Below are 23,406 nucleotides of genomic sequence, written 5' to 3'. Positions count from 1 at the left end.
TTTCAGCCGGATTTCACGCTTAATCGCGAATTATTCTGTGTTCTTGACGAAATTCGCCCGTAATATCTTTGTCACTGGAATATAAAGGAATGGATCCATGTCCATAGCCCTGAGACTGGCGCCCAGCGAGCAACGCGTGCTCGACCTGCTCCGTTATCGCGGGCCGATGTCCCGCGCGGAGCTGTCGCGCGAATCGGACCTGGCGCCGCCCACCCTGTCGCGACTGATTCAGCAACTGCTCGACCGCGGACTGGTGATCGAGTCCGAGAAGGTGCGCGACGGCCAGCGCGGCAAACCCGCGCAGTTGGTGCGGCTGAATCCGCGCGGCGCCTTCGCCGCCGGCATCGCCGTGCAGAGCGAATATGTGGAAGGCTGCATCGTCGACATGGAGGGCGGCGTCTGCGCGAGCGCGAGGCTGCCGCTGCCGACCCTGGCGCCGGATCAGGTGGGCGCGGCGGCCTCGCATATGCTCGGGCAACTGATCGCCGAGGCCGGCATCGACATTTCCCGGTTGATCGGCGCCGGCGTTTCCATGCCCGGCGTGGCGCTGGGCGCGTACGGCTCCGGCACCCGCCCCGAAGGCAACAACGATCTGCCCGACGAATTCGAGGACTGGAAGCCGCTCGATCTGCAGGCGTTCTTCGCCGGAGTGCTGGAACTGCCCTGCTGGCTGGAGAACAGCTCCAAGGCCGTGGCGCTGGCGGAAATGTATTACGGCGAGGGACAACGGCTGGGCAGTTTCGCGGTCATGCACATCGCCTACGGCTTCGGCGGCGGGTTGATCCTCGACCGCCGTCCGTTTCGTGGCGCACGCGGCCACGCCGGCGAATTCGGCGGGCTGTTTCCCTACTCCAGCATCCGCCCCTCGGGCCGCGATCTGCTCGCGTACCTGGGCGAACGCATGGCGCGGCCGCCGCGGCATGTCCGCGACGTGGTGATCGAGGACATTCCCGAACATCTGCTCCACGGGTGGGCCGAGCGGGTCTATCCCTGCATGCACGACCTGTGCAGGTTCCTCACCGTCGCGCTGGATCTGGACGGCATCGTCCTGCACGGCCTGATTCCGGAAAAGCTGCTGCACCTGCTGGCCGATCTCGTGCGCCAGCGCGTGCCGCCGACCCTGCCGCCCGAACTCGTCATGCCCCGCGTCGTGGTCTCGCCCCTGTCCGCTTCCAGCCTGAGTGTCGGCGCCGCCAGCCTGCCGCTGCACTACACCACCGCCGCCACCCCGTAGAGCGGAGCTCGCTCCGCTGCTCCTCCGGCACCGCCCGAATCCACGAAGCCGAGCAAGCTCGGCTCCACCGCATTCGACGCGCCGCCATCGCGGTTGACGCTCATTCCAGCTTCACCACCAGCTTGCCGAAGTTGCGTCCCTTGAGCAGGCCGAAGAAGGCTTCGGGCGCGTTCTCCAGGCCTTCCACGATGTCCTCGCGATACTGGATGCGGCCGTCCGCCAGCCATTGGCCCATCTCTTCCAGGAAGCGGGGAAACAGATCGATGAAATCGCGCTGGATGAAGCCGCGCACGCTCAGGCGCTGGCGCAGGATCTGGCTGAAGAATCCGGGCAGGCGATCCGGTCCTGGCAATACCTGGCCGCGCGCGTTGTAGGTGGCAATCGTGCCGCAGACCGGGATCCGGGCGAAGTCGTTGAGCAGGGGAACGACCGCGTCGAACACCTTGCCGCCCACGTTCTCGAAGTACACGTCGATGCCGCCCGGTACCGCGGTGCGCAGCTGCTCGGAAAAATCATCCGCGCGGTGATCCAGCGCGACGTCGAAGCCGATCGTTTCCAGGTACTGCCGCTTGGCCTCGCCGCCGGCGATGCCGACGGTGCGCGCACCGCGCATCTTCGCGATCTGGCCGACCGTGGCGCCGACCGGGCCGCTGGCGGCGGCGACCACCAGCGTTTCCCCCGGCTGCGGCTTGCCTATCTCGTGCAGGCCGGCATAGGCGGTGAAGCCCGGCATTCCGTACACGCCCAGCGCCGTGCTGAGCGGCAGCGTCATGCCGTCGAGCCTGCGCGTGATCGCATCGCCATCGACGACCGCGAACGTCTGCCAGCCGCCCGTGGCCACGACCTGATCGCCCACCGCGAATCCGGGATGGCGGGATTCCAGCACCTCGCCCACCGTGCGTCCTTCCATGACGTCGTCGATGGCCACCGGCGGCGAATAGGAACGCCCGGCATCCATGCGTCCGCGCATGTACGGATCCAGCGACAGGTAGCGGTTGCGCAGCAGCACCTGGCCCGGACCGGGCGCGGGCACCGGCAGCCGTTCGAGACGGAAATGCGACGCGTCAGGCTCGCCACTCGGACGCGCCGCCAGGACGATACGGGTGTTGATGGGATTGCTCATTCGCGGGAACCGGGTTCAGGGGGTCCGACAGCATCGCACCGGCACCACTCTCCCTGCCCGGGAACCCGCTCGAAATCTGTGTTCCATCGGGAGCGGTGAACCAACGGGGCGGCCGTCCTCGCCTGCACCGGGGACATGCGACGTCAACCTGCCTTCCATCAGGCAGGTCGGGTCCCCGCGGGAAACGCCGTCCTTTGGCCGACGGGTGCCGTGCTTGGCAGACGGGCGTGCCGGGACTAAGGTGGCGGTCCGCCACGCCGCCGGCGCCGCCGATGAAGTCCTCCGCCCGGGGAACCCTGCAGGCTCGGATCAACCGCCGCGTCCGCCTTGAACTGCGGGCGGTGCGGCGCGCGCTCGCCGATCGGCGTCATCCGCACCGCGCGGTGCACGAGGCGCGCAAGGCCATCCGGCGCCTGCGCGCGTTGCTGGCGCTGGCCGTGCGGCGGCTGGAGGCGATCGAAGTCGTGGACCGGGAGTTGCGGCGCCTCGGCGACAGCCTGTCCCGGCTGCGCGATGCGCAGGTCGCGCTGGAAACGGCCGAGGCCATCGCATCGCAGGAACCGGCCTCCGCGCAGAACGTCGTGCGCTGGCTGGCCGAACGCCGCGATCACATGCTGGAACGCGCGCTCCGCCGCGATCCCGACTTCGCGCGCAGGCAGATGCTGCTTGATGCCTGCACGCGCGCGCTGGAGACGGTAGCGTGGTCGGAACTGGAAGACGACGACCTGCACGAGGCGCTCCGTCATTCGCGCAAGCGCCTGAAAAAAGCCGAACGCAAGGCGGAACGCGATCCGTCGCCGGAGCATCTGCACAGGTTGCGCCGCCGCGCGCGGCGCCTGCGCATGCAACTGGAACTGCTGCGCACGCTGGTCCCGGATTTCCATCCGGAGACGCTTCACGGCGAGACTCCGGGCAAGGCCATCCGCATCCTGCACAAGCAGAGCAATCGGCTGGGTCAACGCCAGGACAAGGAGCACCTGGCCGATGTGCTGGAACGCATGCCGATGACCTTCGAGCGCGAGGTCATGCGCCGGCGCATCGAACGCGAGCTGAAGGAACCGCGCTGACCGGGGCTGTCGCAACGGATACATGATGCCGTCGCGACGTCCCGCCGCACGCTATCGCCGGGAAACCACCCGCCGGTCCGCGTCCAGCCGTTCCATCACCACCTCCAGCGGTGCCGGCCTGGCCACGTAGAAGCCCTGCACGTAATCGCAGGCATTGTCGCGCAGCCAGTCGTACTCTCCCTTTTCCTCGACGCCCTCGGCGATGGTGCGCAAGCCAAGGCCTCGCCCCAGCGCGATGAGCGCGCGGCAGATGGACGCATTCTTCTCGTCGCGATGCACGCCGATCACGAAACTGCGGTCGATCTTCAGGTAATCCAGCGGCAGATCGCGCAGGTACGCCATGCTGGAGAAGCCCGTGCCGAAATCGTCGATGGAAATGCAGACGCCCTGGCGCTGCAGTTCCTCCAGCGAAGCGCGCACGGCCTCCCGGCTCTTGAGCATCGCCGTTTCCGTGAGCTCCACATGCAGGGCGCCGCGCGGCAATCCATGCCTGTCCTGCACCTGGCGAAGACTCGATGGCAGGGTGCCCTGCAGGAACTGCACGGCGGACACGTTGACGGCGATGGCGATGTCGTCCCAGCCTGCCGCGCCCAGCCGCGCCCTCGCCCGGGCCGCATGCTCCAGCACCCATTCGCCGATCGGCACGATCAAGCCGGATTCCTCGGCCAGCGGCACGAAATGGGCCGGCGGTACGTAGCTGCCGTCGTGCTGGCGCCAGCGCAGCAAGGCCTCCATCGCCACGACGTCGCCGGTGGTCAGGCAGGTGACGGGCTGGAAGAACAGCTCGAACTCGTTGCCCGCGATCGCACGGCGGAGCCGGGACAGGATGGCCAGGCGCTCGGCGGCCTGCTCGTTCATTTCCAGCCGGAACACGGTCGCGGGCTCGTTCTCGTTGCGGGAATGCAGCGCCGCCAACGCGGCGTGATCGACCACCTGCTCCGCCGCGCCGGGCACCACGCCCGGCGAATCGGCCACGCCGATCCAGGCTTCGACCCGGTGGCTGCCGCCTTCGAATTCGACCGGATCCGCCAGCACCCTGACCACCTCCGCGACGAGCCGCTCGATCTCGCGCGCGTCCCGTGCGACGAGCACGAACGCATCAGAGGGCAGGTAGGCGGCCGGCCCGTAGCGGCCGGCCACCGCGGACAGCCGGCGCGAGATCTCCGACAGGATGGCTTCGCCCATCCGCCGGCCGAGCGTGGGGGAGACCACCTCCAGATCCCGCAGTTGGAGGTAGACCGCGCCATAGGGCGTATGCCAGTTCTGCGAGCGCGCATTCACCTGATCGATCAGCGCGCGTAGTTTCAGCAGGCCCGTGCTTTCATCGTGCGTCGCCCGCCACGCGAGATCCTCCTCGTAGGCGACCCGTTCGCTGACGTCCTCGGCCAGCACCAGCCGAGCCGGGCGTCCGTCGAACTGGATGCTGCTGCTGTGCACGCGCACGTACATGGGGCGTCCGTCGCGGCTGTAGTGGATCCAGACATTTTCCGATTCGCGCGGCTCGGCGGTATCGTGCACCGACTTCAGCACCTCGGCCTGCTCCTCGGGCGAACGGATCTGGAGGATGGTCATGCCGAGGAACTCCTCGCGCGAATAGCCGTACTTGCGGATGGCCGCCTCGTTCACCGCCAGGAACCGCAGCGATTCCAGATCGAATACCCAGAACGGCAGCGGATTCAGATCGAACAGCTCGCGGAACTGGATTTCCGCGCGCTCGATCTGCGCCTGGCTTTCGCGCCGTTCGGTGATATCCACGATGGTGCCGGTCATGAGCGGCTTGCCGGCCTCCCCATCCACCCGAGCACCGCGCGCGCTGATCCAGCGGATCCTCCGGTCCGGAAGGACAACCCGGTATTCGGAATGGAACGACTGCCCGCTGGACAGCGAGTCGGAAAACTCGCGGCTGACGCGCTCGCGATCCTCGTCGTGCATGCGTTCGAAAAAGTCCTCCAGCGGAATCAGGTCCGGCTTCTCGTCGAATCCGAACAGCGCGGCCGCCTGCGCGGAGGCGCGGACCTTTTCCTGATCCAGCTCCAGCGCCCAGACCCCGGCACGCGAGGCTTCCTGCGCCTTGGCCAGCCAGTCGGCATGCCGCACCAGTTCTCCCTGCGTGGCAAGGCGCGCGGTTTCCGAGGACAGCAATCGCCTGACCAGATAGGCCGCACCCAGCCAGTAGAAGACCAGCAGCAGCGACGCGCTGATCACATAATTCCACCATGGCGCCAGCACTTCCCGTTCGGCGATGCCGACCGCGACCACGAACGGATAGCCGCTGGTGGAGGTGAAGCTGGCATAGCGCCTGACCTGGTCGAGGGGGCTGACCCGCCTGACCTGCGTGGTTTCTCCCGCCGCAAGTAGCGGGATGTCCATCCGCTTGCCGGTATCCCCCGCCTCACCCTGGCGCGCCAGCAGGTACCCATCGCGATCCAGGATGGCCGCGCTGCCGAGCTGGCCGATGTCCAACCCTTCCAGCAGGCGTTGCAGTTCGCCGGTCCGCAAACGCGCCACCAGCCAGTTGCCATCGGGGGTCCGCAACGCCAGCGGGACCACCGGGTGGCTGTGGCCCTGCACCTGCAGCCTGCCGGTCCTGAGATCCCCTTCGCCCGGGGGCGGCTGGAAGTTCGACTGCGAGGAATACTCGCTGACCCCGCGCCGTATCGGCTTTCCCTCGCGATCATAGAGATCGATGTCCTGCAGTTCGGCATTCCTGGAAATCACGGCGCGGATGGCCGAGGAGATGTCCCAGGTACTCTGCGATGGATAGTCGCGGACGTAGCCGTCGGCATCGCCCGCCATGCCGCGCAGGGCGCGTTCCAGGTGGCGTAGCTCGTAATGGAGCAGGCGATCGATGCCCACCGCGACCGCCAGGCTGTGGCGCTCGGCGGCATCGACCCGCGTGCCGCGGTCATGCACGATCGCCGCCAGCAGCGCGACGGTGAGCGCCAGCCCCAGCAGGATGCCGAACCGCCGGAATGCCGGCAGGGAACGGGCCAACGTGGCAAACCTGGCGGGATTCATGTCCATTGAATCGTCAGTCATGGCGGGGAAGATCGCTCAGGACGGCCCTCATTCCACGGGTGGGATGATTTTTTTACGTTACCGAGTGCGCGTAGGTGTTTTTGTGATGAATGTCGTCACTTGCCGTTGACCCGGAAACGCGAGCCGGCTGCGGATTCCGGCAAGGGATCCTGGCTGCTGCAAGCCATCCGCCAACGATGCGAATGGCGGGACATTTCCAGGCGAACTCAGGCACTGGGCGCTTCCGCGCCCAGCACGCTCACCCGGTATTGATCACGGCCCCCCTCCTTCGCCTCGTACAGCGCATCGTCCGCCGCCACCAGCAGATCCTCCTGCGCCTCCACTTCGCGGGCGAAGGCGGCGCCGATGCTGGTGGAGATCTGCAAGGTCAGATCCTCCAGCTGCAGCGGTTCGCGGACGCTGGCGATGATCTTCTCGGCGACCACCTTGACCATCACCGGGTGGGTGATGTGTTCAAGCAGGATGACGAACTCGTCACCGCCCAGCCGCACCACCAGATCGGTCGCGCGCACGCACGACACCAGCCGGCGCGCGAATTCGCGGATGACCCTGTCGCCGACCGCGTGTCCATGCGTGTCGTTGATGCACTTGAAGTGGTCGATGTCCAGGTACATCAGCGCCAGCGCCTCGCCGCTGCGCTCGATGCGCAGCAACGCCAGCGACAGCCGTTCCTCCAGTTGCCGGCGGTTGGGCACGCCGGTCAGCGCATCCACCCGGCTCAACCGCTCCAGTTCGCGGCGACTGGCTTCCAGCGCTTCTTCCGCCGCCACCCGCCGGCTGATGTCGCGCCCGGTCAGGATCAAGTCGTTCTCCGCCGGATTGTTTTCCTTGGGGATGGGACGCATGACCACCTCCATCCACAGGTAGTGCCCGTCGCGGTGGCGGACCCGGTACTTGAGCGTCTGCGGCTGGCCGGAAGCAAGCACCTCGTCCATTGCCACACGTTGCCGGCCCTGGTCGTCGGGATGCACCAGGCTCCAGCGCAGGCCCAGCATTTCCGCCGGCTTCCAGCCCAGGATGTCCTCGGACGCGGGGGACACGTACACGCGCTCGCCATCCGGCCGCAGCCGCACCACCAGATCGCCGGAGTAGTCGGCCAGCAGGCGGTAGCGGTGCTCGTTCTCGCGCACCCTGGAAGTCAGCTTGTCGCGCTCGGCCATGCCCAGCACCACCGGGATGGTGATCAGGCAGCCGCCGGCCAGGTACAGCTGAAGCAGCGCGATGCGGCCGGCATCGCCCAGATCCTCCGGTCCCCACAACGGACCGTTGCCCTGGGCGGTCAGGGTGCCGCCGATGACGCCCAGCAGGATCACGCCCGCCGCCACGCCCGGGAACCGATGCCGGAACGCGGCCAGCAACAGCGGCGGATAGGTCAGGAACAGCACCGGGTACGAGGTGCTGAACACCAGCGCACCCACCGCGGCAATCAGCGCCATGCTGATGACGAAGCTGCGCCGCTTGCCGCGCGGCGCGATGGCCCGCCAGCCTTCCACGTGCAGGACCAGGGTGGTGGTGGCGAAGATCACCATGCCCACCACGTGCGCGGCGTACCAGCCCAGGAACGCCCGCACGAAACTGGACGGCAGCGAAGCTTCCGCCATCCACGCCGCCAGCACGCCGGACAACGCGCAGCCGGCCAGTGTGCTGGCCGTGGCAACGCCCCCCAGGGTCAGCCAGCGCTGCGGGTCGCCCACGTTCGGCACCACCCGGCGCACCGACCACGCGACCACCAGCACTTCGATCAGATGGCAGGTCGCCAGGAAGGCCGCGGCTCCCAGCGGCACCCCGGCCAGCCACTGGCCCAGCAGGTCCGCCGCGATGCCGACACCCAGACAGAGCGGCCAGGCGCGCGTCTCGCGCGCCAGCAGCCAGCCGGTGAGGATGCCGCTGGATATCCAGACGGCGGCGAGTTCGTCCGCGCCTTTCCCCCATTTCAGGGAAAGCCACGCCGTCCCTCCGACCAGCACGGCCAGCGCGATGCCGTCCGACCACCGATTGACCTGCTTCCCAGCGCCCACCGCGCCCCCTCGCCATACCCGGCCAGACGCCAGCCTGGCCTGCCTCCCGTCATCGACGTGTCGATGACCCCGCGCCAGTGTAGCCACCCCGGGGCCGGGGGATAACGGGGCGGCATGCATCGTCGGGGGGATTCGACGCTTCCTGGACGCCGGCCGTCAGCCGGCGCCGCGCACCGCCATCGCGCAATCCATCGTCCGCCGGGTCCGGCCTGCCCGCGGGAGACCCCGCGGACGCGATGCTCAGACGACGCCGTGCCGCTTCAGCAGCGCCTGTTCGTCGCCCGATACCCAGCCGAAGACCCTGGCCTCGCCGTCCCGAACCTGGACCAGGTAATGCACCTCGAAATCGATCGCCGTTTCGGCGAGATCGTCGCGCGCATAGGTCGCGGTCCATGCCACGCTGGCCATGCAGTGAAGCCCGTCGATGGGCGCGACGCGGATATCCCGTATCCGCATCCGCCGGGTACCGATGTCGCGATAGTGCGCATACCCCTGGGCCATGACGTTCCTGAGCTGCTGATCGTTCTTGCCCGACATCACCCCGGCCGGCGAAGCGGCGATGAAGTCCGAGGCATACAGGGATGCGACCTCGTCCATGTCCGCCTCGCCCGCCAGGGCTTGCCGGAACAGCCGCTCGTAGCGTTCAAACAGCCTTCTTACTTCCGTTTCCATGACAGGCGCTCCGATGAGGGTGCCGGCCCCATTCTGCCTCCCGGGAGCGGTGGCAAGCCGGTGAAGGCGCCGCCTGCGGGGGATCGTCCCTCCTGACGCCTGCTGTCGCGTCCGCTGGCATGCACGGATGGAATCCGGCACCCAACCGGGGATCTGCGCCCACTCGCCGGCAAGGCGTGCTTTTCACGACCCGACCACGCTGGCGGCCGCAGGCTCGCCTGGCACCGCCGTGCCTCCGGAGATTCCGCCATGATGCGTCGTGGTTCGTTTGCAGGGCTCCTGCATGCCGCGTTGTCCGGGATGGCGGCGATCACCGGATCCGGCCAGGCGCACGCGGCCACGATCACGGTGGGCAACTGCGACGACACCGGTCCCGGAAGCCTCCGCGCGGCGGTGGGTTCCGCCGCCAGCGGCGACATCATCGACCTGCGCGGGCTGGCCTGCGATCGCATCGTGCTCGGCGGCAGCCTGTACTTCGGGCAGGAGGACCTGACCTTCAAGGGTCCCGGGCGCGCGCGACTGGCCATCGACGGCAACTGGTACGGCAACCGGGCCATCGAGCACTGGGGGCGCGGGACGCTGCGCATCGAGGATCTTTCCATCGAGAATTCGCGCGACGAGCTAGGCGGCTCGCACGACATGGGCGGCTGCATCAAGTCGCTGGGGAACATCGAGATCGTGCGTTCCCGCGTGCACCACTGCCTGCTGGTCGTCCGTGATGACATCTACTGGACCGAGGAAGGCCGTGGCGGCGCGATCTATGCCTTCGGCAACGTGCTCATCGAGCGCAGCATCGTGTCCGATGCCCACGTGACGACCTTCGGCTATGGCGGTGCGGTCAACGCGGGCGGCACGGTGACGGTCCTGGACAGCCAGATCCGCGACAGTTCGGCGTACTACGGCGGTGGCATCGCCGCGAACGACCTGACGTTGCGACGTTCGGTCGTGAGCGGAAACCGGGCGCGGGTCGGCGGCGGATTGCACATCGATGGCGCCGCGCTGATCGAGGACTCCACGATTTCCGGCAATGCCGCCTCCGAGCCGCAGCATCCTGCCCGCGACGAGGCCCTGGCCGGGGGAGGGATCAACGCCTACTCCGGTCCCGTCATCGTCAACAGCACCTTCAGCGGCAATGTCGCCGAATACTGGGCGGCGATGCTCCTGCAGGGCGGCGGGGCAAGGATCCTCAACAGCACCATCGCCTTCAACGAGAACACCCTGGATTGCAGGGGCGCGCTACGGTCGGTCCTGGAACTCGACCTGGAAAGCACCGTGGTCGCACGCAACACCTGCCTCGGCGCGCCATCCATCGACGTCTCCATCTACATCGATGGCGTCGTGGGCGGCCACAACCTGATCCAGTCGTCGCAGGCCTCGTTGCCGGCCGACACCCTCCAGGCCGATCCGCTGCTCTCGCCGTTGGCGGACCACGGCGGCCCGTCGCCCACCCACCTGCTCCTGCGTGGCAGCCCGGCCATCGATCGTGGCAGCAACCTGCTCGATCTCCGCCACGACCAGCGTGGGCGTCCGTTTGCGCGCGTGCGCGGCAACGCGCCGGACATCGGCGCGACCGAGAGCAGGTTCCGGGCGGAGTGACCCATGCCGCCGGCCGCCGTCCGGCCCGCGTGGCCATGCTTCGCGGGCATCGCCGTCGGTGCGGGTGGACACGGGCAACAGGCAAGCGGAGTCCGCATGCGAACCACTACCGTCCAGATCGACGCAATGAAGCTTGCGGCCACGCTTGCCGGCGATGATCGACTGCCGCCACTGCTGTTGCTGCATGGATGGCCGCATTGCCGCCATCTCTACGATCCGGTGATCGACGCATTGGGCGGACACGCGTTCGCGATGGCCATCGACTTGCCGGAAGTAGGCGAATCGCGGGGCCCACCGCCGTCTTCCGACAAGGCCACCCTGGCCGACGTGGCGATCGCGGCGGCCGAACGATTGGGGGGATCGCGCCCCGTCGTGGCCGGCATCGACGTCGGTGGAATGATTGCGTACGCGGCGGCCCGTTACCACGGCGATCGCATTGCCGGGGCGATGGTGATGAATACCGCGGTGCCGGGACTGGATCCGTGGGACGAGGTGGTCGCGAATCCGGCCATCTGGCATTTCGCTTTCCATCGGGTGCCGTCTCTTCCCGAAGCGCTGGTGGCGGGCAGGCAGCGTGCCTACTTCGATTACTTCATCGATGCCTTGTCACGCGACAGGCAGGCGGTTGGAAACGACATGCGCCAGCGCTTCGCCGAAGCCTACCAGCGCCCGGAAGCCCTGCGTGCCGGGTTCGAGTGGTACCGGGCCATGCCCGAGGACGCGGAGCGGAACCGGGAATGCGTGCCCTTCGATACGGCCCTGGCCTACGTCCGTGGCGATGCGGACCCCGCCGACCTGCAGGAATACCTGGCTGGACTGCGCGCCGGCGGTGCGGTCAATCCCGCCGGAAGCCTGATCCCGCGATCCGGGGAACTTCTGCCGCTGGAGAACCCCTCGGCGTTCGTCGCCACGGTGCTGGCGTTCATGCGACGGGCAAACGCGTCGGGCCACTGACCGCGCGGCTTGCCGGGCGCACCGCCAGACGTTCGCAGACACCACGGGACCTTCATCTACGCTCGGCTGCGGGCGCGGCACTCTCGCCGACCGGCGGATCCAGCCATGGGGTTCCATCCTCGCGCCAATGCACCGGCTGGATGCGCGGGGATCGCTTCGCCGTGCATTTCATGTCGGGTCCGGGATTGGCGTGATACACGATCCAGGCACTGCCGTCGGGCATGTCGAAGAAGCCGTTGTGGCCGGGTGCGTGGACATGGCCGGCGGGATTCTTCGCCAGGATGGGTTGCGGCGCTTTGATCCACGACGAGGCTTGCAGCGGATCGCTTCCAGGGCGCGCGTGCAGCAGGCCGATCGCATAATCGTCCGACCAGCAGGCGCTGCCCGAGTATGAGAGGAACAGATCGCCCCGGGGCCCGGCGAGGAATTCCGGCCCTTCCAGGATCTGCCGGCCGCCCTGCCGCTCCCAGTCCTGGTCCGGGCGCGCGATGATGGTTTCCTCGCCGACCAGCGTCCACGGATCGGACATCGCCACGATTGCGAGCACGCTGTCCGGCCCGACGTATGGCGAATAGACGAAGTAGCGCTTGTCGCCGATGGCGAACGTGGTGCCGTCGATGCCGGGATGCCGGGTGGCGAGCCGACCGCGATCGCGCCATTCGCCGGTGGTCGGATCGGCGTTTCCGTTTTCCAGCACGAAGACGCCGCGATGATCGTCGTCATCGTGGCCGCTGGCCGCGGCGGTGTAGTACACGTACCACTTGCCGTCGATGCGATGCAGCTCCGGCGCCCAGATCGACTGCGCGTTCGGACCGCGCGCCGGCGGCCGCCAGATGGTCGTCTCCTCCGCCTCGGCCAGGCGCGCGAGATCGCGGGTCTTGCGGATCGCCAGCCGGTTGCCGTGCGTGCCCATGTAGTAGTAGATCCCGCCGTCGCGGACGATCCAGGGATCCGGCCCGGAAGGCAGCAGCGGATTCCGGAATTCCGGTGGTTCGGCGGCGTTCGCCGTGCTCGTGTACAGCAGGATTGCGCCCAGCAGCAGGCGTGCCGGCCAATGGAACATGAGTCCTCCTCGGTTTCCGGTCAGCCCGACGCCGCGTGATGCGGACGACGGCGGGAAGACGGGCCGCGTGCGACCCGGTTTGCATGAAGCCGCCAACGTAATCATATAATCCGACAATATACAAGCCGCCTCCGCGCCGATCGCGGCCAGCGGATCGCACCGCCCACATTCGAGCCTCGCCATGAACCACGCGCACGCGGACAGCATCGTCGGAATCAACTGGGGCAGCTCCAATTTCCGCGCCTATCTCATCGCCGCCGACGGCCAGGTGATCGACACGCTCGAATCCGCCTCCGGCATCACCACGCTCTCGCGCGAGGGCATGGTCGATGTCTCCAATCGCGTGCGCGCACGCTGGCCACAGGCCGGCGCCGTCTACGCGGCCGGCATGATCGGCTCCAACATCGGCTGGATCGACGCGGGCTATGTCGACTGCCCGGCCGGCCTGCGGACGGTGGGCGCGTGCCTGGTGCCCGTGCGCATCGGGGAGCTGTCGCTGTACATCGTTCCCGGCCTGGCCTGCGTGCGCGAGGCCGATGGCGCGCCGGACATCATGCGCGGCGAGGAAACCGAACTGTTCGGCCTGCTGGCCGGCGATCGACTCGGTGATTCGCCCGTGATCGCCCTGCCCGGCACGCATACCAAATGGGTGCGCCTGCGCGACGGGCGCGTGCATGACTTCATGACCGCGATGTCGGGCGAAATCCACGACCGCCTGTCCGCGGCGGGCCTGCTCGCCTCGGTCGTGGAGGGCCCGGGCCACGATGGCCCCGCGTTCCGGGACGGCGTAGGCGCGGCCGCGGCCCATGCCCTCGGCCTGGGCGCGCTGCTGTTCGGCGTTCGCGCACGGGTGATTCGCGGCCTGCTGCCGCGCGCGGACGCCAGCGCCTACCTGCGCGGCCTGTTGATCGGGGCCGAGATCGCCGACGCGCTGGCGCTGTTTCCCGAACTGCGCGCCACCACCGTGCCGCTGGTCGGATCGGCACCGGTGTGCATGTTGTACCAGGCTGCGCTGGCGGTGCAGGGGATCGCCTCGCGGCCGGTCGCCTCGGCGGATGCCGTCGTACGCGGGTTCGCCGGCATCCACGCGTTGCGCGGCTAGGTTGGCCGGGTTTGCTCACGCGGGCCGCGTGACCGAGGCCGCCTGCCATGTGTTGCGCCGCAACGTGCATATTGTCTGATTATATGTTTTTGTAACCTTCCACGCCGTTGGGAGAGGTCAAGAGCGATGTTGCTTGGCAAGGGGATGGCAGTTGGTTGCATGGGTGCGCTGGCGCTCGCGGTCGCCGCATCGGCGGGCGCGCAGCAGCGCACGGTCGTCGGCACGCTGCCGGACGGCACGAAGGTCGAATCCATCCTGCTGCGCGACGGCAGCGGCATGCAGGCGCGCGTACTGACGCTGGGCGCGGCGCTGCATTCGCTGGAAGTGCCGGATCGCGACGGCAAGTACGCCGACGTGGTGTTGGGCGACGCGACGCTGCAGGCCACGCTGGCCAAGCCGCAATATTTCGGCACCGTCGTCGGGCGCTTCGCCAATCGCATCGCCCGCGGCAGGTTCACGCTGGATGGACGCGAATACAGCGTGCCCACCAACGATGGCCCCAACAGCCTGCACGGCGGCGCCCGTGGCTTCGACAAGGTGGTCTGGGACGTGGTCGAGGCCAAGCCTGATCGCGCCACCCTGCGCCACGTCAGCGCCGACGGCGACCAGGGCTATCCCGGCACGCTGACGGTCACCGCCACCTACGCGCTCGAAGGCGATGGCCGCCTGGCGATTGAATACCGCGCCAGCACCGATGCGCCGACCATCGTCAACCTGAGCAACCACGCCTACTGGAACCTGTCCGGCGAAGGTTCGGGCACGGCGATGGATCACGAATTGATGATCGCCGCCGACGCCTATACGCCGGTCGACGCCACCCTGATTCCAACGGGCGAGTTCCGGCCGGTGGCCGGCACCGCGTTCGACTTCCGCACGCCCAAGCCAATCGGCCGGGATCTTCGCACCGGCAGCGAGCCGCAGTTGCTGCATGGTCGCGGCTACGACCACAACTGGGTGATCAGCCGCGAACCGGCGAAGGAAGCCCGCGAGGTGGCGCGCGTGCATGACCCGCGTTCCGGCCGGGTGATGTCGCTGGTGTCCGCGCAGCCCGGCCTGCAGTTCTATTCCGGCAACTTCCTGGACGGCACCACGGTGGGCAAGAGCGGCCGCGTATACCGCCAGGGCGATGCCATCGCGCTCGAACCCCAGCTGTTTCCCGACACGCCGAACCAGCCCGCTTTCGGTTCGGCGCGCCTTGCGCCCGGCCAGCAGTACGTGAACCGCATGGTCTACCGGTTCTCCACGGACAAGGACGCCAGCAGCACCCGTTGATCCCGGCGCCCACCGGCGCCGCATGCCACCCACCGCGACGGCCCTTGCCGCCGTGGATGCCGGAGGCATGCCCGAATCCTCTCAGGTAATGGAGATGCATCCGATGCAAAAGTGGCTCACCCCCCTGCTTGCAATCCTGTTCGCCGCGACCGCGCCGATGGCGACGGCCGCCGACGGCGAACGCTGGTCACAGGCCGAAGCGAAGAGCTGGTACGAACAGCAGCCCTGGCTGGTCGGCGCCAACTACACCACCTCCAACGCGATCAACCAGCTGGAGATGTTCCAGGCCGAGAGCTTCGATCCGGTGGCGATCGATCGCGAGCTCGGCTGGGCGCGCGAAAAGTTCGGCATGAACACCATGCGCGTCTACCTGCATGACCTGCTGTGGAAGCAGGATCAGAAAGGTTTCCTGAAGCGCCTCGACCAGTTCCTCGCCATCGCCGCGAAGCACGGCATCCGGCCGATGCTGGTGCTGTTCGACAGCTGCTGGGATCCGGATCCGGTGCTCGGCGCGCAGCGCCGCCCGATTCCCGGCGTGCACAACTCCGGCTGGCTCCAGAGCCCGGGCCGGCACGAACTGGTCGATCCGGCCAACGACGCGCACTTCCGCGCCTACGTGCAAGGCGTGGTCGGTGCCTTCGCCAACGACAAGCGGGTGCTGGCCTGGGACCTGTGGAACGAACCGGACAACCCGGGCGGCGGCAACTACATGGACAAGCAACTGGATCGCGAGCAGGCGCGCATCGAGGAACTGCTGCCGAAGATCTTCGAATGGGCGCGCGCGAAGAAGCCGATCCAGCCGCTCACCAGCGGCGTGTGGATCGGTGACGACTGGTCGCCTGGCGCCAGAAGCCTGAACGCCATCCAGCGCACCCAGCTGGAGCAGTCCGACGTCATCACCTTCCACAACTACGAACAGCCCGAAGCCTTCGAGGCGCGCGTCGCCCAGTTGCGCGGTTACGACCGCCCACTGATCTGCACCGAGTGGCTGGCGCGCGGCAACGGCTCCAACGTGGACACCATCCTGCCGATCGCGCGGCGCGAAAACATCGGCATGATCAACTGGGGCTTCGTCGACGGTGCCATCCAGACCCGCTTCCCGTGGGACAGCTGGCAGCGTCCGTACACCATGCAGGAGCCGACCCTGTGGTTCCACGATCTGCTCAAGGCCGACGGCACGCCCTACCGCGCGCGTGAAGCCGAGCTGTTCCGCAAGCTTGCCAACACGCCCGGGAACGCCGTTCCCAGTCACTGAACCGAGACGCCCCACCGGCCGCTCCCGCGGCCGGCGGGTCGCTCATGCCCCTCTTCCGGAGAAGATGTCATGAACACTCGTTTTCCCCGCTCCCTGCTGTCGCTTTCGATCCTGTCCGCCCTCATGTTGCCGACGCTGGCCATGGCCCAGGATGGCAACGCCGGTACGACCGCACAGCAGGCGCCGGCCGACCAGAATCCTTCCTCCCAGGACGCCACCAACCTGGATACGGTCGTGGTCACCGCGTTGCGCCAGAGCCTGCAGACCGCGCAGGCGATCAAGCAGGACGCGGACATGGTGGTCGATTCGATCGTCGCCGAGGACATCGGCAAGCTGCCCGACAACAGCGTGGCCGACGCGCTCCAGCGCGTGACCGGCGTGCAGATCGCGCAGGGCGGACAGGGCGAGACGACCTCGGTGGTGATCCGCGGCCTGCCCAACGTCATCAGTACCCTCAACGGTCGCGAGATCTTCAGCGGTTCCGGGCGCGGTTACGCTTTCCAGAACCTGCCGGCCACCGCGGTGAAGACCCTGCGCGTCTACAAGAGCAGCGAGGCCAGCCTGCCGCTGGGCGGCATCGCCGGCCTGGTCGACATCGAGCTGCGCCGTCCGTTCGACTTCGACGGCGCCGAAGTGGCCGGCACCCTCACCGGTACCCACAGCGAGTACGGCGGCAAGGTCGACCCCAACGCCAGCCTGCTGCTCAGCAACCGCTGGGACACCGACGCCGGCGAATTCGGCGCGCTGGTCAACTTCGGCTATCTGGGCAAGCACTACGCCTACGACGCGGTGTGGGGCGACTTCCCGAAGATCGTGAACAGCGGCGGCACCACACCTCCGATACGAACCGCGGAGGGCAATCTCATTGCCGCGCCAAACGGCTGGGGCACGGCGTACAACCAAGGCGATCGCAAGCGCGGCGCATTCAACTACGCCCTGCAGTGGAAGCCCAACGATCGCACCGAGGTCTACCTGGAAGGACTGTACGACTGGGTGCGCGACGATTTCGACCAGGCGTTCTACTTCTCGTTCCCGAACGGTGCGATTGCTCCATCGCAGCTCAACGTCGGCAACCACTGCTATCCCAACCAGATGGACGGACCGCTGGCCGGCCAGACCGTCTGCGACGCGACCAGCGGCACCTGGACCGGCAACAGCTACGCCGCGACCAGCACCCAGGCGCACGAGCAGCGCGGCCAGGACATCCAGAACGCGCTGGGGGTGAAGTGGGACGGCGACCAATTGCACCTGTCCACCGAGTTCACCCGCACGTCCGGCTACTACCGCGACGAGAACTTCATCATCGACACCTTCCTGAGCGGCCCGATCACCACGGTCTGGGAAGGCACGTCCGGTAGCCACCAGAACTGGTACCTGGCCGGCGATCCGGCGCTGGATCCGTCGCGCTTCTACCTCAACGGCCTGTTCCAGACCTGGGCGCACTCGCGTGGCGAGGAGAACAGTTGGCGTGGCGATGGCCGCTTCGAATTCCTCGACGGCCCGATCGCCTCGATCCAGTTCGGCCTGCGCTATGCGGATCGCACCGCCAGCGCCAAGGGCAGCGTGGAAATCTCCACGCCGCCGCCGGGCGGCGCGGGTGATACCGCCAACCCGAACCCGGACAATCAGGTCGTCGGCCTTTTCCCGGCCTCCAGCTTCTTCTGCAGCAAGCGCGACAACGCCGCGCTGCACCAGAAATTCCTGGTGCCCTGCTACGACTACCTGATCGACAACGCCGACGCGCTGCGCGCGTTCTATGGCCTGCCCGCCGGACTGGCGCCGGAGAATCCCGGCCGCTTCTTCGACATCGGCGAGCGCAAGGCCGCCGGCTACCTGCAGGCCAAGTACGACTTCGAGTTGTTCGGCCTGCCGGTCGACGGCCTGGTCGGCGTGCGGGTGGAGAAGGTGAAGCGCGATCTCAGCGCCTTCTCCTTCGATGCAAGCACCAGCGTCTACAGCCCGATCACGCGCCAGACCGACGACACCAACACGCTGCCCAACGCCAGCATGAACCTGCACTTCAGCGATGAATGGCAGCTCCGCCTGATCGCGGCCAAGACCATCAGCTACCCGGACTTCGGCGCGCTCAATCCGTCCATCTCGCTCAATCCGGGCACCATCAACCGGCCTGGCATCGCCTCCAGCGGCAATCCGGACCTGATGCCCATCGAGTCGATGAACTACGACGCCTCGCTGGAGTGGTACTTCTCGCCGGTGGGCTATGCCAGCGCGGGCGTGTTCTATCGCGACATCGACGGCTACATCCAGACCTACGTCACCAACGTGACCATCGGCGGCGCACCGTACGAGCTGTCCTTGCCGCAGAGCGCAGGTACCGGACACCTGCAGGGCGTCGAGCTGGCCTACCAGCAGACCTTCGACTTCCTGCCCGGTGCCTGGAGCGGCCTGGGCGCGCAGTTGAACTACACCTACATCGATGGTTCCACCCGGTCGCCGGACCTCATCGGCGGGCCGGTGATCTCGCGGCCGCTGCAGAACGTGTCGAAGAACAACTACAACGCGGTGCTGTTCTACGAGAACCAGGGGCTTTCGGCGCGACTGGCCTACGGCTATCGCAGCCGCTACATCGACTTCTTCACCCAGTCCACGGTGTCGGGCAACGAAGACCAGGTCGAGCCGGCCAGCTCGCTGGACTTTTCGGTCAGCTACGACGTGACCCCGCAGACCACGCTGGTGTTCTCGGCCACCAACCTGCTGGGCAACAACCTGCACCAGTTCTGGGGCGACGGCGATACCCGTCCGCGCGACATCCGCTTCCAGGACAAGACCCTCGCCCTGGGCCTGCGGTTCAAGCTGTGAAGAAGCACGCGACGCCCCGCGTGAAGTGGCTGGCACCGGCGCTGCTGTGCGCCGGTGCGGCCACCGCCGCGCCGGCCACGGACGATGCCGCTCGCGGTGCGCGCCTGGCCGCGGGCGTCGGTTATGTGTCGTCGATCCAGTTGGCGCACCAGCCGCGTGCGGATGACAACGGGCGCATGCTGCTGGTGTTCGAGCCGTCCGCTCCGGGCGGCATTCCGCTGTACGAAAGCCGCGACGCGGGTGGGCATTGGCGGCAGGTCGGCGAAATCACCGATCAACCGCACGGCGATGCGCGCCGCTGGCAACTGCGCTGGCAACCGCACCTGAGCGAGCTGGCCCGTTCCAGCGGCGACCTTCCGGCGGGCACCCTGCTGCTCGCCGCCAATTCGACCGGCCGCAACGAACGCGATCAGGTGATCGCGCAGGACCTGCAGCTCTACGCCAGCCGTGACGGTGGCCGGCACTGGGAGTATCGCGGCAGCATCGTGCGGGGCGGTGGCCAGCCCTCCGACCGACTCAACCAGGGAGTCTGGGAACCCTACATCGTGGTGCTGGACGACGGCCGCATGGTCGCCTTCTACTCCAGCGAGCAGCACAAGCCGGCCGGTTTCAACCAGTTGCTGGCGCACAAGGTCTCGCTCGACGGTGGCCGCAGCTGGGGCGAGGAGACCGTGGACGTCGCACTCCCGGGCGGTGTCGAACGCCCCGGGATGGCCATCGTCGAACGCGTCCCCGGTCGCGGCTACGCGATGGTGTTCGAGAACATCGACGGTGAGCGCAACGGCCAGGTCCACCTGAAATTCAGCGCCGATGGACTGGACTGGGGCGCACCGGAGGATCCGGGCATCGCCCTGCGCACCGCCGCCGGCGCCTGGCCGGCGGCGTGCCCGAGCATCCGCTGGCTGCCCGGCGAAACCGCCGACGGCGTGTTGCTGGTGGCCGCGCAACGGGCCGGCGGCGGTGGCGATGCGGGTGGCCGCACGCTCTATCGCAATGACCATGGCGGACGCGGACCCTGGTGGGAAGTCGACGCCCCGGTGCGCAAGGCCAGCGGCAACATCCACGCCGGCTGGACCCAGGCCATGCTGGTCCGCGCCGACGGTCAGTTGCTGCACATCACCTCCTCCTCCATCGCCTCGGCGCCCGCGCGGGCCGAGTCCAACGAGATCCTGCATGCCACCGCGCCGCTGGCGCTGGGGCGGTACGAAGCCGAGAACGCGGCCCGCCGCCGCGCCGCGCAGATCGACGACGCCGGCGCGTCGGCCGGCCGCAAGGTGCGCCTGGCCAGCGGCGCCGGCGCCGATCTCATGTTCGAGGTCCGGGCCGGACGCGCCGGCGATCGCCACATCCGCCTGCGCTACGCCGACATCGGCTTCGCCGCCGCGCCGCGCGTGCGGGTGAATGGCCGGGAGCTGCCCTCCCCCGCTTCCGCCGCCAGCACGCCCCGCGCCGGCTGGCGCGAGGCGGCGTTCGTCGCATCCCTGGAGGAAGGCGACAACCGCATCGTCGTCAGCAACGGCGACCGGCCGCTGGACTACGACTATCTGGACATCGCCCCCGCGACGGTGGCGCCATGATTTCCCACGGTTCCCATGCCATGCCCCCAGTCGTGCTATACCCCTATTGTCGGATAATCAGAGTGGCCGCCGGACGCGGCGCACCGAACCCAAGGGGCTCCAGTGAAGCAAATCGCGGTACGCAATCTCTACGACCAGGTCATCCAGGCGATCGGCCGGATGATCGTCAGCGGCGAGATCAAGCCCGGCGAACTCCTGCCGCGCGAGGAAATGCTGGCCCAGCGCATGGCGGTGAGCCGGACCGCGCTGCGGGAAGGATTGAAGGTACTCGGTTCCAAGGGCCTGATCGAAACCAGGCAGAAGACCGGCACCCGGGTGCGCGAACCACGCCACTGGAACCAGCTCGACGGCGACATCCTGGCCTGGCGATGCGCCTCGATGCCGACCGAGGATTTCGTCGAGAAGCTGGTGGAGATGCGCGAAATCATCGAACCGGCCGCGGCGGCGGCGGCGGCACGGCGGCGCTCGCCGGAGCAGTTGGCGAAGATCAAGGCGGCCTACGAGGCGATGGCCGCGGCCACCGACCAGGACGCCTGGGCCAAGGCGGACCTGGACTTCCACGAGAGCGTGCTGGACGCGACCAACAACGAACTGATGGCTTCGCTGTTCTCGGTCATCGACGCGGCGCTGGGCGCGTACTTCCTGCTGTCGGCTCAGACCGCGGCGGACTTCAAGTACTCGTTGCCGCGCCACTTCGACGTCTACGACGCGATCCGGCTCAAGCGGCCGGAATCCGCGCGCGAGGCGATGCTCGGCATGATCGAGGACTCGCGCGCCAACATCAAGAAAGGACGAGGGCGCACGCGCAAGTCCACCCGCTGAAGGAGTTCCCATGAGCACCGCCTGGATGCAACCCCTCCCTCTGGTTGCCATCCTGCGCGGGCTCACCCCGCAGGAAGCGCCGGCCATCGGCCTGGCGCTGGCCGAGGCCGGCTTCCGGATCCTGGAAGTCCCGCTCAACTCGCCGCAACCGCTGGAAAGCATCGCGCTGCTGGCGCGCGCGCTCGGTGACCATTGCCTGGTCGGTGCCGGCACGGTGCTCACGCCTCGCCAGGTCGAGGACGTGAAGGACGCCGGCGGCCGGCTGATCGTGATGCCGCACGCCGACGTCGACGTCATCGCCGCGGCGCACGCGCTCGGGCTGCGCTGCACGCCCGGCGTCGCCACCCCCACCGAGGCTTTCGCCGCGCTGCGCGCCGGCGCCGACGCACTGAAGCTGTTTCCCGCCGAGCAACTGCCACCGCCGGTGCTGAAAGCTTGGCTCAGCGTGCTGCCGCGCGGCACCGGCGTGTTGCCGGTGGGCGGCATCACGCCCGAACGAATGGCCGCCTATCGCGACGCCGGTGCAACGGGCTTCGGCATCGGCTCGGCGCTGTACGCACCCGGCACCCCGCCCACCGAAGTGGCGCGGCGGGCGCGCGCCTTCATCGATGCATGGAACAAGACCAACCGGGACCCCACCCCATGAAGATCACCGCCATCACGCCTTATCTCGTGCCGCCACGCTGGCTGTTCGTCCGCATCGATACCGATGCGGGCATCAGCGGCTGGGGCGAACCCATCGTGGAGGGCCGCGCGCATACCGTGGCCGCCGCGGTGGAGGAGCTGTCCGACTACCTCATCGGCCAGGATCCGCGGCTGATCGAGGACCATTGGAACGTGCTCTATCGTGGCGGTTTCTACCGCGGCGGGCCGGTGCTGATGAGTGCGCTGGCCGGGATCGACCAGGCGTTGTGGGATATCCACGGCAAGGCGCTGGGCGTGCCGGTGCATGCGCTGCTCGGCGGCAAGGTGCGCGACCGGATCCGGGTGTACTCGTGGATTGGCGGCGACCGCCCGGCGGACACCGCGCGCGCGGCGAAGGAAGCGGTGGCGCGCGGGTTCACCGCGGTCAAGATGAACGCGACCGAGGAGGTGCAGTTCGTTGACTCCCACGAGAAGGTGACCCACGTACTGGAAAACGTGCAGGCCGTGCGCGATGCGGTCGGCCGCGAAATCGGCCTGGCGGTCGATTTCCATGGTCGCGTGCACAAGCCGATGGCCAAGGTGCTGATGCGTGAACTCGCGCCGTTCGGGCTGATGTTCATCGAGGAGCCGGTGCTGTCCGAACACCTGGAAGCCATTCCCGAACTGGCCGCGCTGTCGCCGGCGCCGATCGCGCTGGGCGAGCGCCTGTACTCGCGCTTCGACTTCAAGCGCGTGCTGCAGACCGGCGGCGTCGACATCATCCAGCCGGATCCCTCGCACGCCGGCGGTATCACCGAGACCCGCAAGATCGCCGCGATGGCCGAGGCCTACGACGTCGCGCTGGCCCTGCATTGCCCGCTCGGGCCGATCGCGCTGGCCGCCAACCTGCAGCTGGACGCGATCTGCTACAACGCCTTCATCCAGGAGCAGAGCCTGGGGATCCACTACAACGCCGCCAATGATCTGCTCGACTACCTGGCCGACCGCGCGCCGTTCGCCTACAACGACGGCTACGTGGCGATTCCCGGCGGCCCGGGCCTGGGCATCGAAATCAACCAGGCCTACGTGGACGAGCGGGCTTCGGAAGGACATCGCTGGCGCAATCCGGTCTGGCGCCATGCCGACGGCAGCGTGGCGGAGTGGTGAT

Annotated in this window: 17 protein-coding genes; 12 read left to right on the top strand and 5 right to left on the bottom strand. The window is 68.0% G+C overall.

The window, feature by feature from the left end:
- The first annotated feature begins 97 nt into the window (after window positions 1-97).
- Window positions 98-1,234, top strand: a complete 1,137-nt coding sequence (locus tag IB228_RS19235; RefSeq protein ID WP_192199580.1) for an ROK family transcriptional regulator — start codon at window positions 98-100, stop codon at window positions 1,232-1,234.
- Window positions 1,235-1,334: 100 nt separating this feature from the next.
- On the opposite strand, the gene IB228_RS19230 is transcribed toward IB228_RS19235, so the two are convergent.
- The gene (locus IB228_RS19230; RefSeq protein WP_192199579.1) at window positions 1,335-2,357 is read right to left on the bottom strand and encodes an NADP-dependent oxidoreductase; all 1,023 of its coding nucleotides are present in this window, start codon (window positions 2,355-2,357) and stop codon (window positions 1,335-1,337) included.
- Window positions 2,358-2,629: 272 nt separating this feature from the next.
- Here IB228_RS19230 and IB228_RS19225 point away from each other — a divergent pair, with 272 nt between their 5' ends.
- Window positions 2,630-3,424, top strand: a complete 795-nt coding sequence (locus IB228_RS19225) for a CHAD domain-containing protein (RefSeq protein ID WP_183639459.1) — start codon at window positions 2,630-2,632, stop codon at window positions 3,422-3,424.
- A 51-nt stretch (window positions 3,425-3,475) separates the two neighbouring features.
- On the opposite strand, the gene IB228_RS19220 is transcribed toward IB228_RS19225, so the two are convergent.
- From IB228_RS19220 to IB228_RS19210, 3 genes are all read right to left on the bottom strand, one after another.
- Window positions 3,476-6,463 (bottom strand): EAL domain-containing protein, encoded by a 2,988-nt coding sequence (locus IB228_RS19220; RefSeq protein WP_192199578.1) that lies wholly within the window; start codon window positions 6,461-6,463, stop codon window positions 3,476-3,478.
- Between the two features lie 206 nt (window positions 6,464-6,669).
- On the bottom strand, window positions 6,670-8,481 hold the full coding sequence (locus IB228_RS19215; RefSeq protein ID WP_183639461.1) for a sensor domain-containing diguanylate cyclase: 1,812 nt from the start codon (window positions 8,479-8,481) through the stop codon (window positions 6,670-6,672).
- 240 nt (window positions 8,482-8,721) lie between these two features.
- On the bottom strand, window positions 8,722-9,153 hold the full coding sequence (locus tag IB228_RS19210) for a DUF4440 domain-containing protein (protein WP_192199577.1): 432 nt from the start codon (window positions 9,151-9,153) through the stop codon (window positions 8,722-8,724).
- A gap of 249 nt (window positions 9,154-9,402) precedes the next feature.
- Between IB228_RS19210 and IB228_RS19205 the strand changes: the two genes are divergently transcribed.
- Both IB228_RS19205 and IB228_RS19200 read left to right on the top strand, forming a co-directional pair.
- Entirely contained in the window at window positions 9,403-10,749 is a 1,347-nt protein-coding gene (locus IB228_RS19205; protein WP_192199576.1) for a choice-of-anchor Q domain-containing protein, read from the top strand.
- A gap of 96 nt (window positions 10,750-10,845) precedes the next feature.
- Window positions 10,846-11,703, top strand: a complete 858-nt coding sequence (locus IB228_RS19200; RefSeq protein WP_183641261.1) for an alpha/beta hydrolase — start codon at window positions 10,846-10,848, stop codon at window positions 11,701-11,703.
- Between the two features lie 52 nt (window positions 11,704-11,755).
- Here IB228_RS19200 and IB228_RS19195 read toward each other — a convergent pair whose 3' ends face one another.
- Window positions 11,756-12,766: a glycoside hydrolase family 43 protein gene (locus IB228_RS19195; RefSeq protein WP_192199575.1), complete on the bottom strand. Its 1,011-nt coding sequence runs from the start codon at window positions 12,764-12,766 to the stop codon at window positions 11,756-11,758.
- Window positions 12,767-12,947: 181 nt separating this feature from the next.
- Between IB228_RS19195 and IB228_RS19190 the strand changes: the two genes are divergently transcribed.
- The 8 genes from IB228_RS19190 (at window position 12,948) to dgoD (ending at window position 23,405) form a co-directional block, all read left to right on the top strand.
- Window positions 12,948-13,868 carry a 2-dehydro-3-deoxygalactonokinase gene (locus IB228_RS19190; RefSeq protein WP_192199574.1) on the top strand — a complete coding sequence of 307 codons (921 nt, stop codon included), beginning with the start codon at window positions 12,948-12,950 and terminating at the stop codon, window positions 13,866-13,868.
- A gap of 144 nt (window positions 13,869-14,012) precedes the next feature.
- Window positions 14,013-15,140 carry an aldose epimerase family protein gene (locus IB228_RS19185; RefSeq protein ID WP_225562554.1) on the top strand — a complete coding sequence of 376 codons (1,128 nt, stop codon included), beginning with the start codon at window positions 14,013-14,015 and terminating at the stop codon, window positions 15,138-15,140.
- A gap of 103 nt (window positions 15,141-15,243) precedes the next feature.
- Complete coding sequence (locus IB228_RS19180) at window positions 15,244-16,395, top strand: cellulase family glycosylhydrolase (RefSeq protein WP_192199573.1); 1,152 nt, start codon at window positions 15,244-15,246, stop codon at window positions 16,393-16,395.
- Between the two features lie 69 nt (window positions 16,396-16,464).
- Window positions 16,465-19,215, top strand: coding sequence for a TonB-dependent receptor (locus IB228_RS19175; RefSeq protein ID WP_192199572.1), 2,751 nt, complete (start codon window positions 16,465-16,467; stop codon window positions 19,213-19,215).
- Window positions 19,212-20,792: an exo-alpha-sialidase gene (locus IB228_RS19170; protein WP_343227111.1), complete on the top strand. Its 1,581-nt coding sequence runs from the start codon at window positions 19,212-19,214 to the stop codon at window positions 20,790-20,792. The genes IB228_RS19175 and IB228_RS19170 overlap by 4 nt, the downstream gene beginning before the upstream one ends.
- A 102-nt stretch (window positions 20,793-20,894) precedes the next feature.
- Window positions 20,895-21,614 carry a FadR/GntR family transcriptional regulator gene (locus IB228_RS20110; protein WP_192199571.1) on the top strand — a complete coding sequence of 240 codons (720 nt, stop codon included), beginning with the start codon at window positions 20,895-20,897 and terminating at the stop codon, window positions 21,612-21,614.
- Window positions 21,615-21,624: 10 nt separating this feature from the next.
- Window positions 21,625-22,260 carry a 2-dehydro-3-deoxy-6-phosphogalactonate aldolase gene (locus IB228_RS19160; protein ID WP_141455254.1) on the top strand — a complete coding sequence of 212 codons (636 nt, stop codon included), beginning with the start codon at window positions 21,625-21,627 and terminating at the stop codon, window positions 22,258-22,260.
- The gene (dgoD, locus tag IB228_RS19155) at window positions 22,257-23,405 is read left to right on the top strand and encodes a galactonate dehydratase (RefSeq protein WP_183639469.1); all 1,149 of its coding nucleotides are present in this window, start codon (window positions 22,257-22,259) and stop codon (window positions 23,403-23,405) included. Before IB228_RS19160 ends, dgoD begins: the two co-directional genes overlap by 4 nt.
- Window position 23,406 lies beyond the last annotated feature (1 nt).

The organism is Pseudoxanthomonas sp. PXM04, assembly GCF_014851695.1.
GTDB lineage: Bacteria > Pseudomonadota > Gammaproteobacteria > Xanthomonadales > Xanthomonadaceae > Pseudoxanthomonas_A > Pseudoxanthomonas_A beigongshangi.
This window is presented reverse-complemented; position numbering and strand designations above follow the sequence as displayed.

Excerpts from the sequence above, each read along its gene's own strand:
- IB228_RS19195 (WP_192199575.1), bottom strand. The coding sequence starts at position 12,766 with ATGTTCCATTGGCCGGCACGCCTGCTGCTGGGCGCAATCCTGCTGTAC.
- IB228_RS19225 (WP_183639459.1), top strand. The coding sequence starts at position 2,630 with ATGAAGTCCTCCGCCCGGGGAACCCTGCAGGCTCGGATCAACCGCCGC.
- IB228_RS19205 (WP_192199576.1), top strand. The coding sequence starts at position 9,403 with ATGATGCGTCGTGGTTCGTTTGCAGGGCTCCTGCATGCCGCGTTGTCC.
- IB228_RS19175 (WP_192199572.1), top strand. The coding sequence starts at position 16,465 with ATGAACACTCGTTTTCCCCGCTCCCTGCTGTCGCTTTCGATCCTGTCC.
- IB228_RS19210 (WP_192199577.1), bottom strand. The coding sequence starts at position 9,153 with ATGGAAACGGAAGTAAGAAGGCTGTTTGAACGCTACGAGCGGCTGTTC.
- IB228_RS19230 (WP_192199579.1), bottom strand. The coding sequence starts at position 2,357 with ATGAGCAATCCCATCAACACCCGTATCGTCCTGGCGGCGCGTCCGAGT.
- IB228_RS19190 (WP_192199574.1), top strand. The coding sequence starts at position 12,948 with ATGAACCACGCGCACGCGGACAGCATCGTCGGAATCAACTGGGGCAGC.
- dgoD (WP_183639469.1), top strand. The coding sequence starts at position 22,257 with ATGAAGATCACCGCCATCACGCCTTATCTCGTGCCGCCACGCTGGCTG.
- IB228_RS19235 (WP_192199580.1), top strand. The coding sequence starts at position 98 with ATGTCCATAGCCCTGAGACTGGCGCCCAGCGAGCAACGCGTGCTCGAC.
- IB228_RS19185 (WP_225562554.1), top strand. The coding sequence starts at position 14,013 with ATGGCAGTTGGTTGCATGGGTGCGCTGGCGCTCGCGGTCGCCGCATCG.
- IB228_RS19200 (WP_183641261.1), top strand. The coding sequence starts at position 10,846 with ATGCGAACCACTACCGTCCAGATCGACGCAATGAAGCTTGCGGCCACG.
- IB228_RS19160 (WP_141455254.1), top strand. The coding sequence starts at position 21,625 with ATGAGCACCGCCTGGATGCAACCCCTCCCTCTGGTTGCCATCCTGCGC.
- IB228_RS19220 (WP_192199578.1), bottom strand. The coding sequence starts at position 6,463 with ATGACTGACGATTCAATGGACATGAATCCCGCCAGGTTTGCCACGTTG.
- IB228_RS19180 (WP_192199573.1), top strand. The coding sequence starts at position 15,244 with ATGCAAAAGTGGCTCACCCCCCTGCTTGCAATCCTGTTCGCCGCGACC.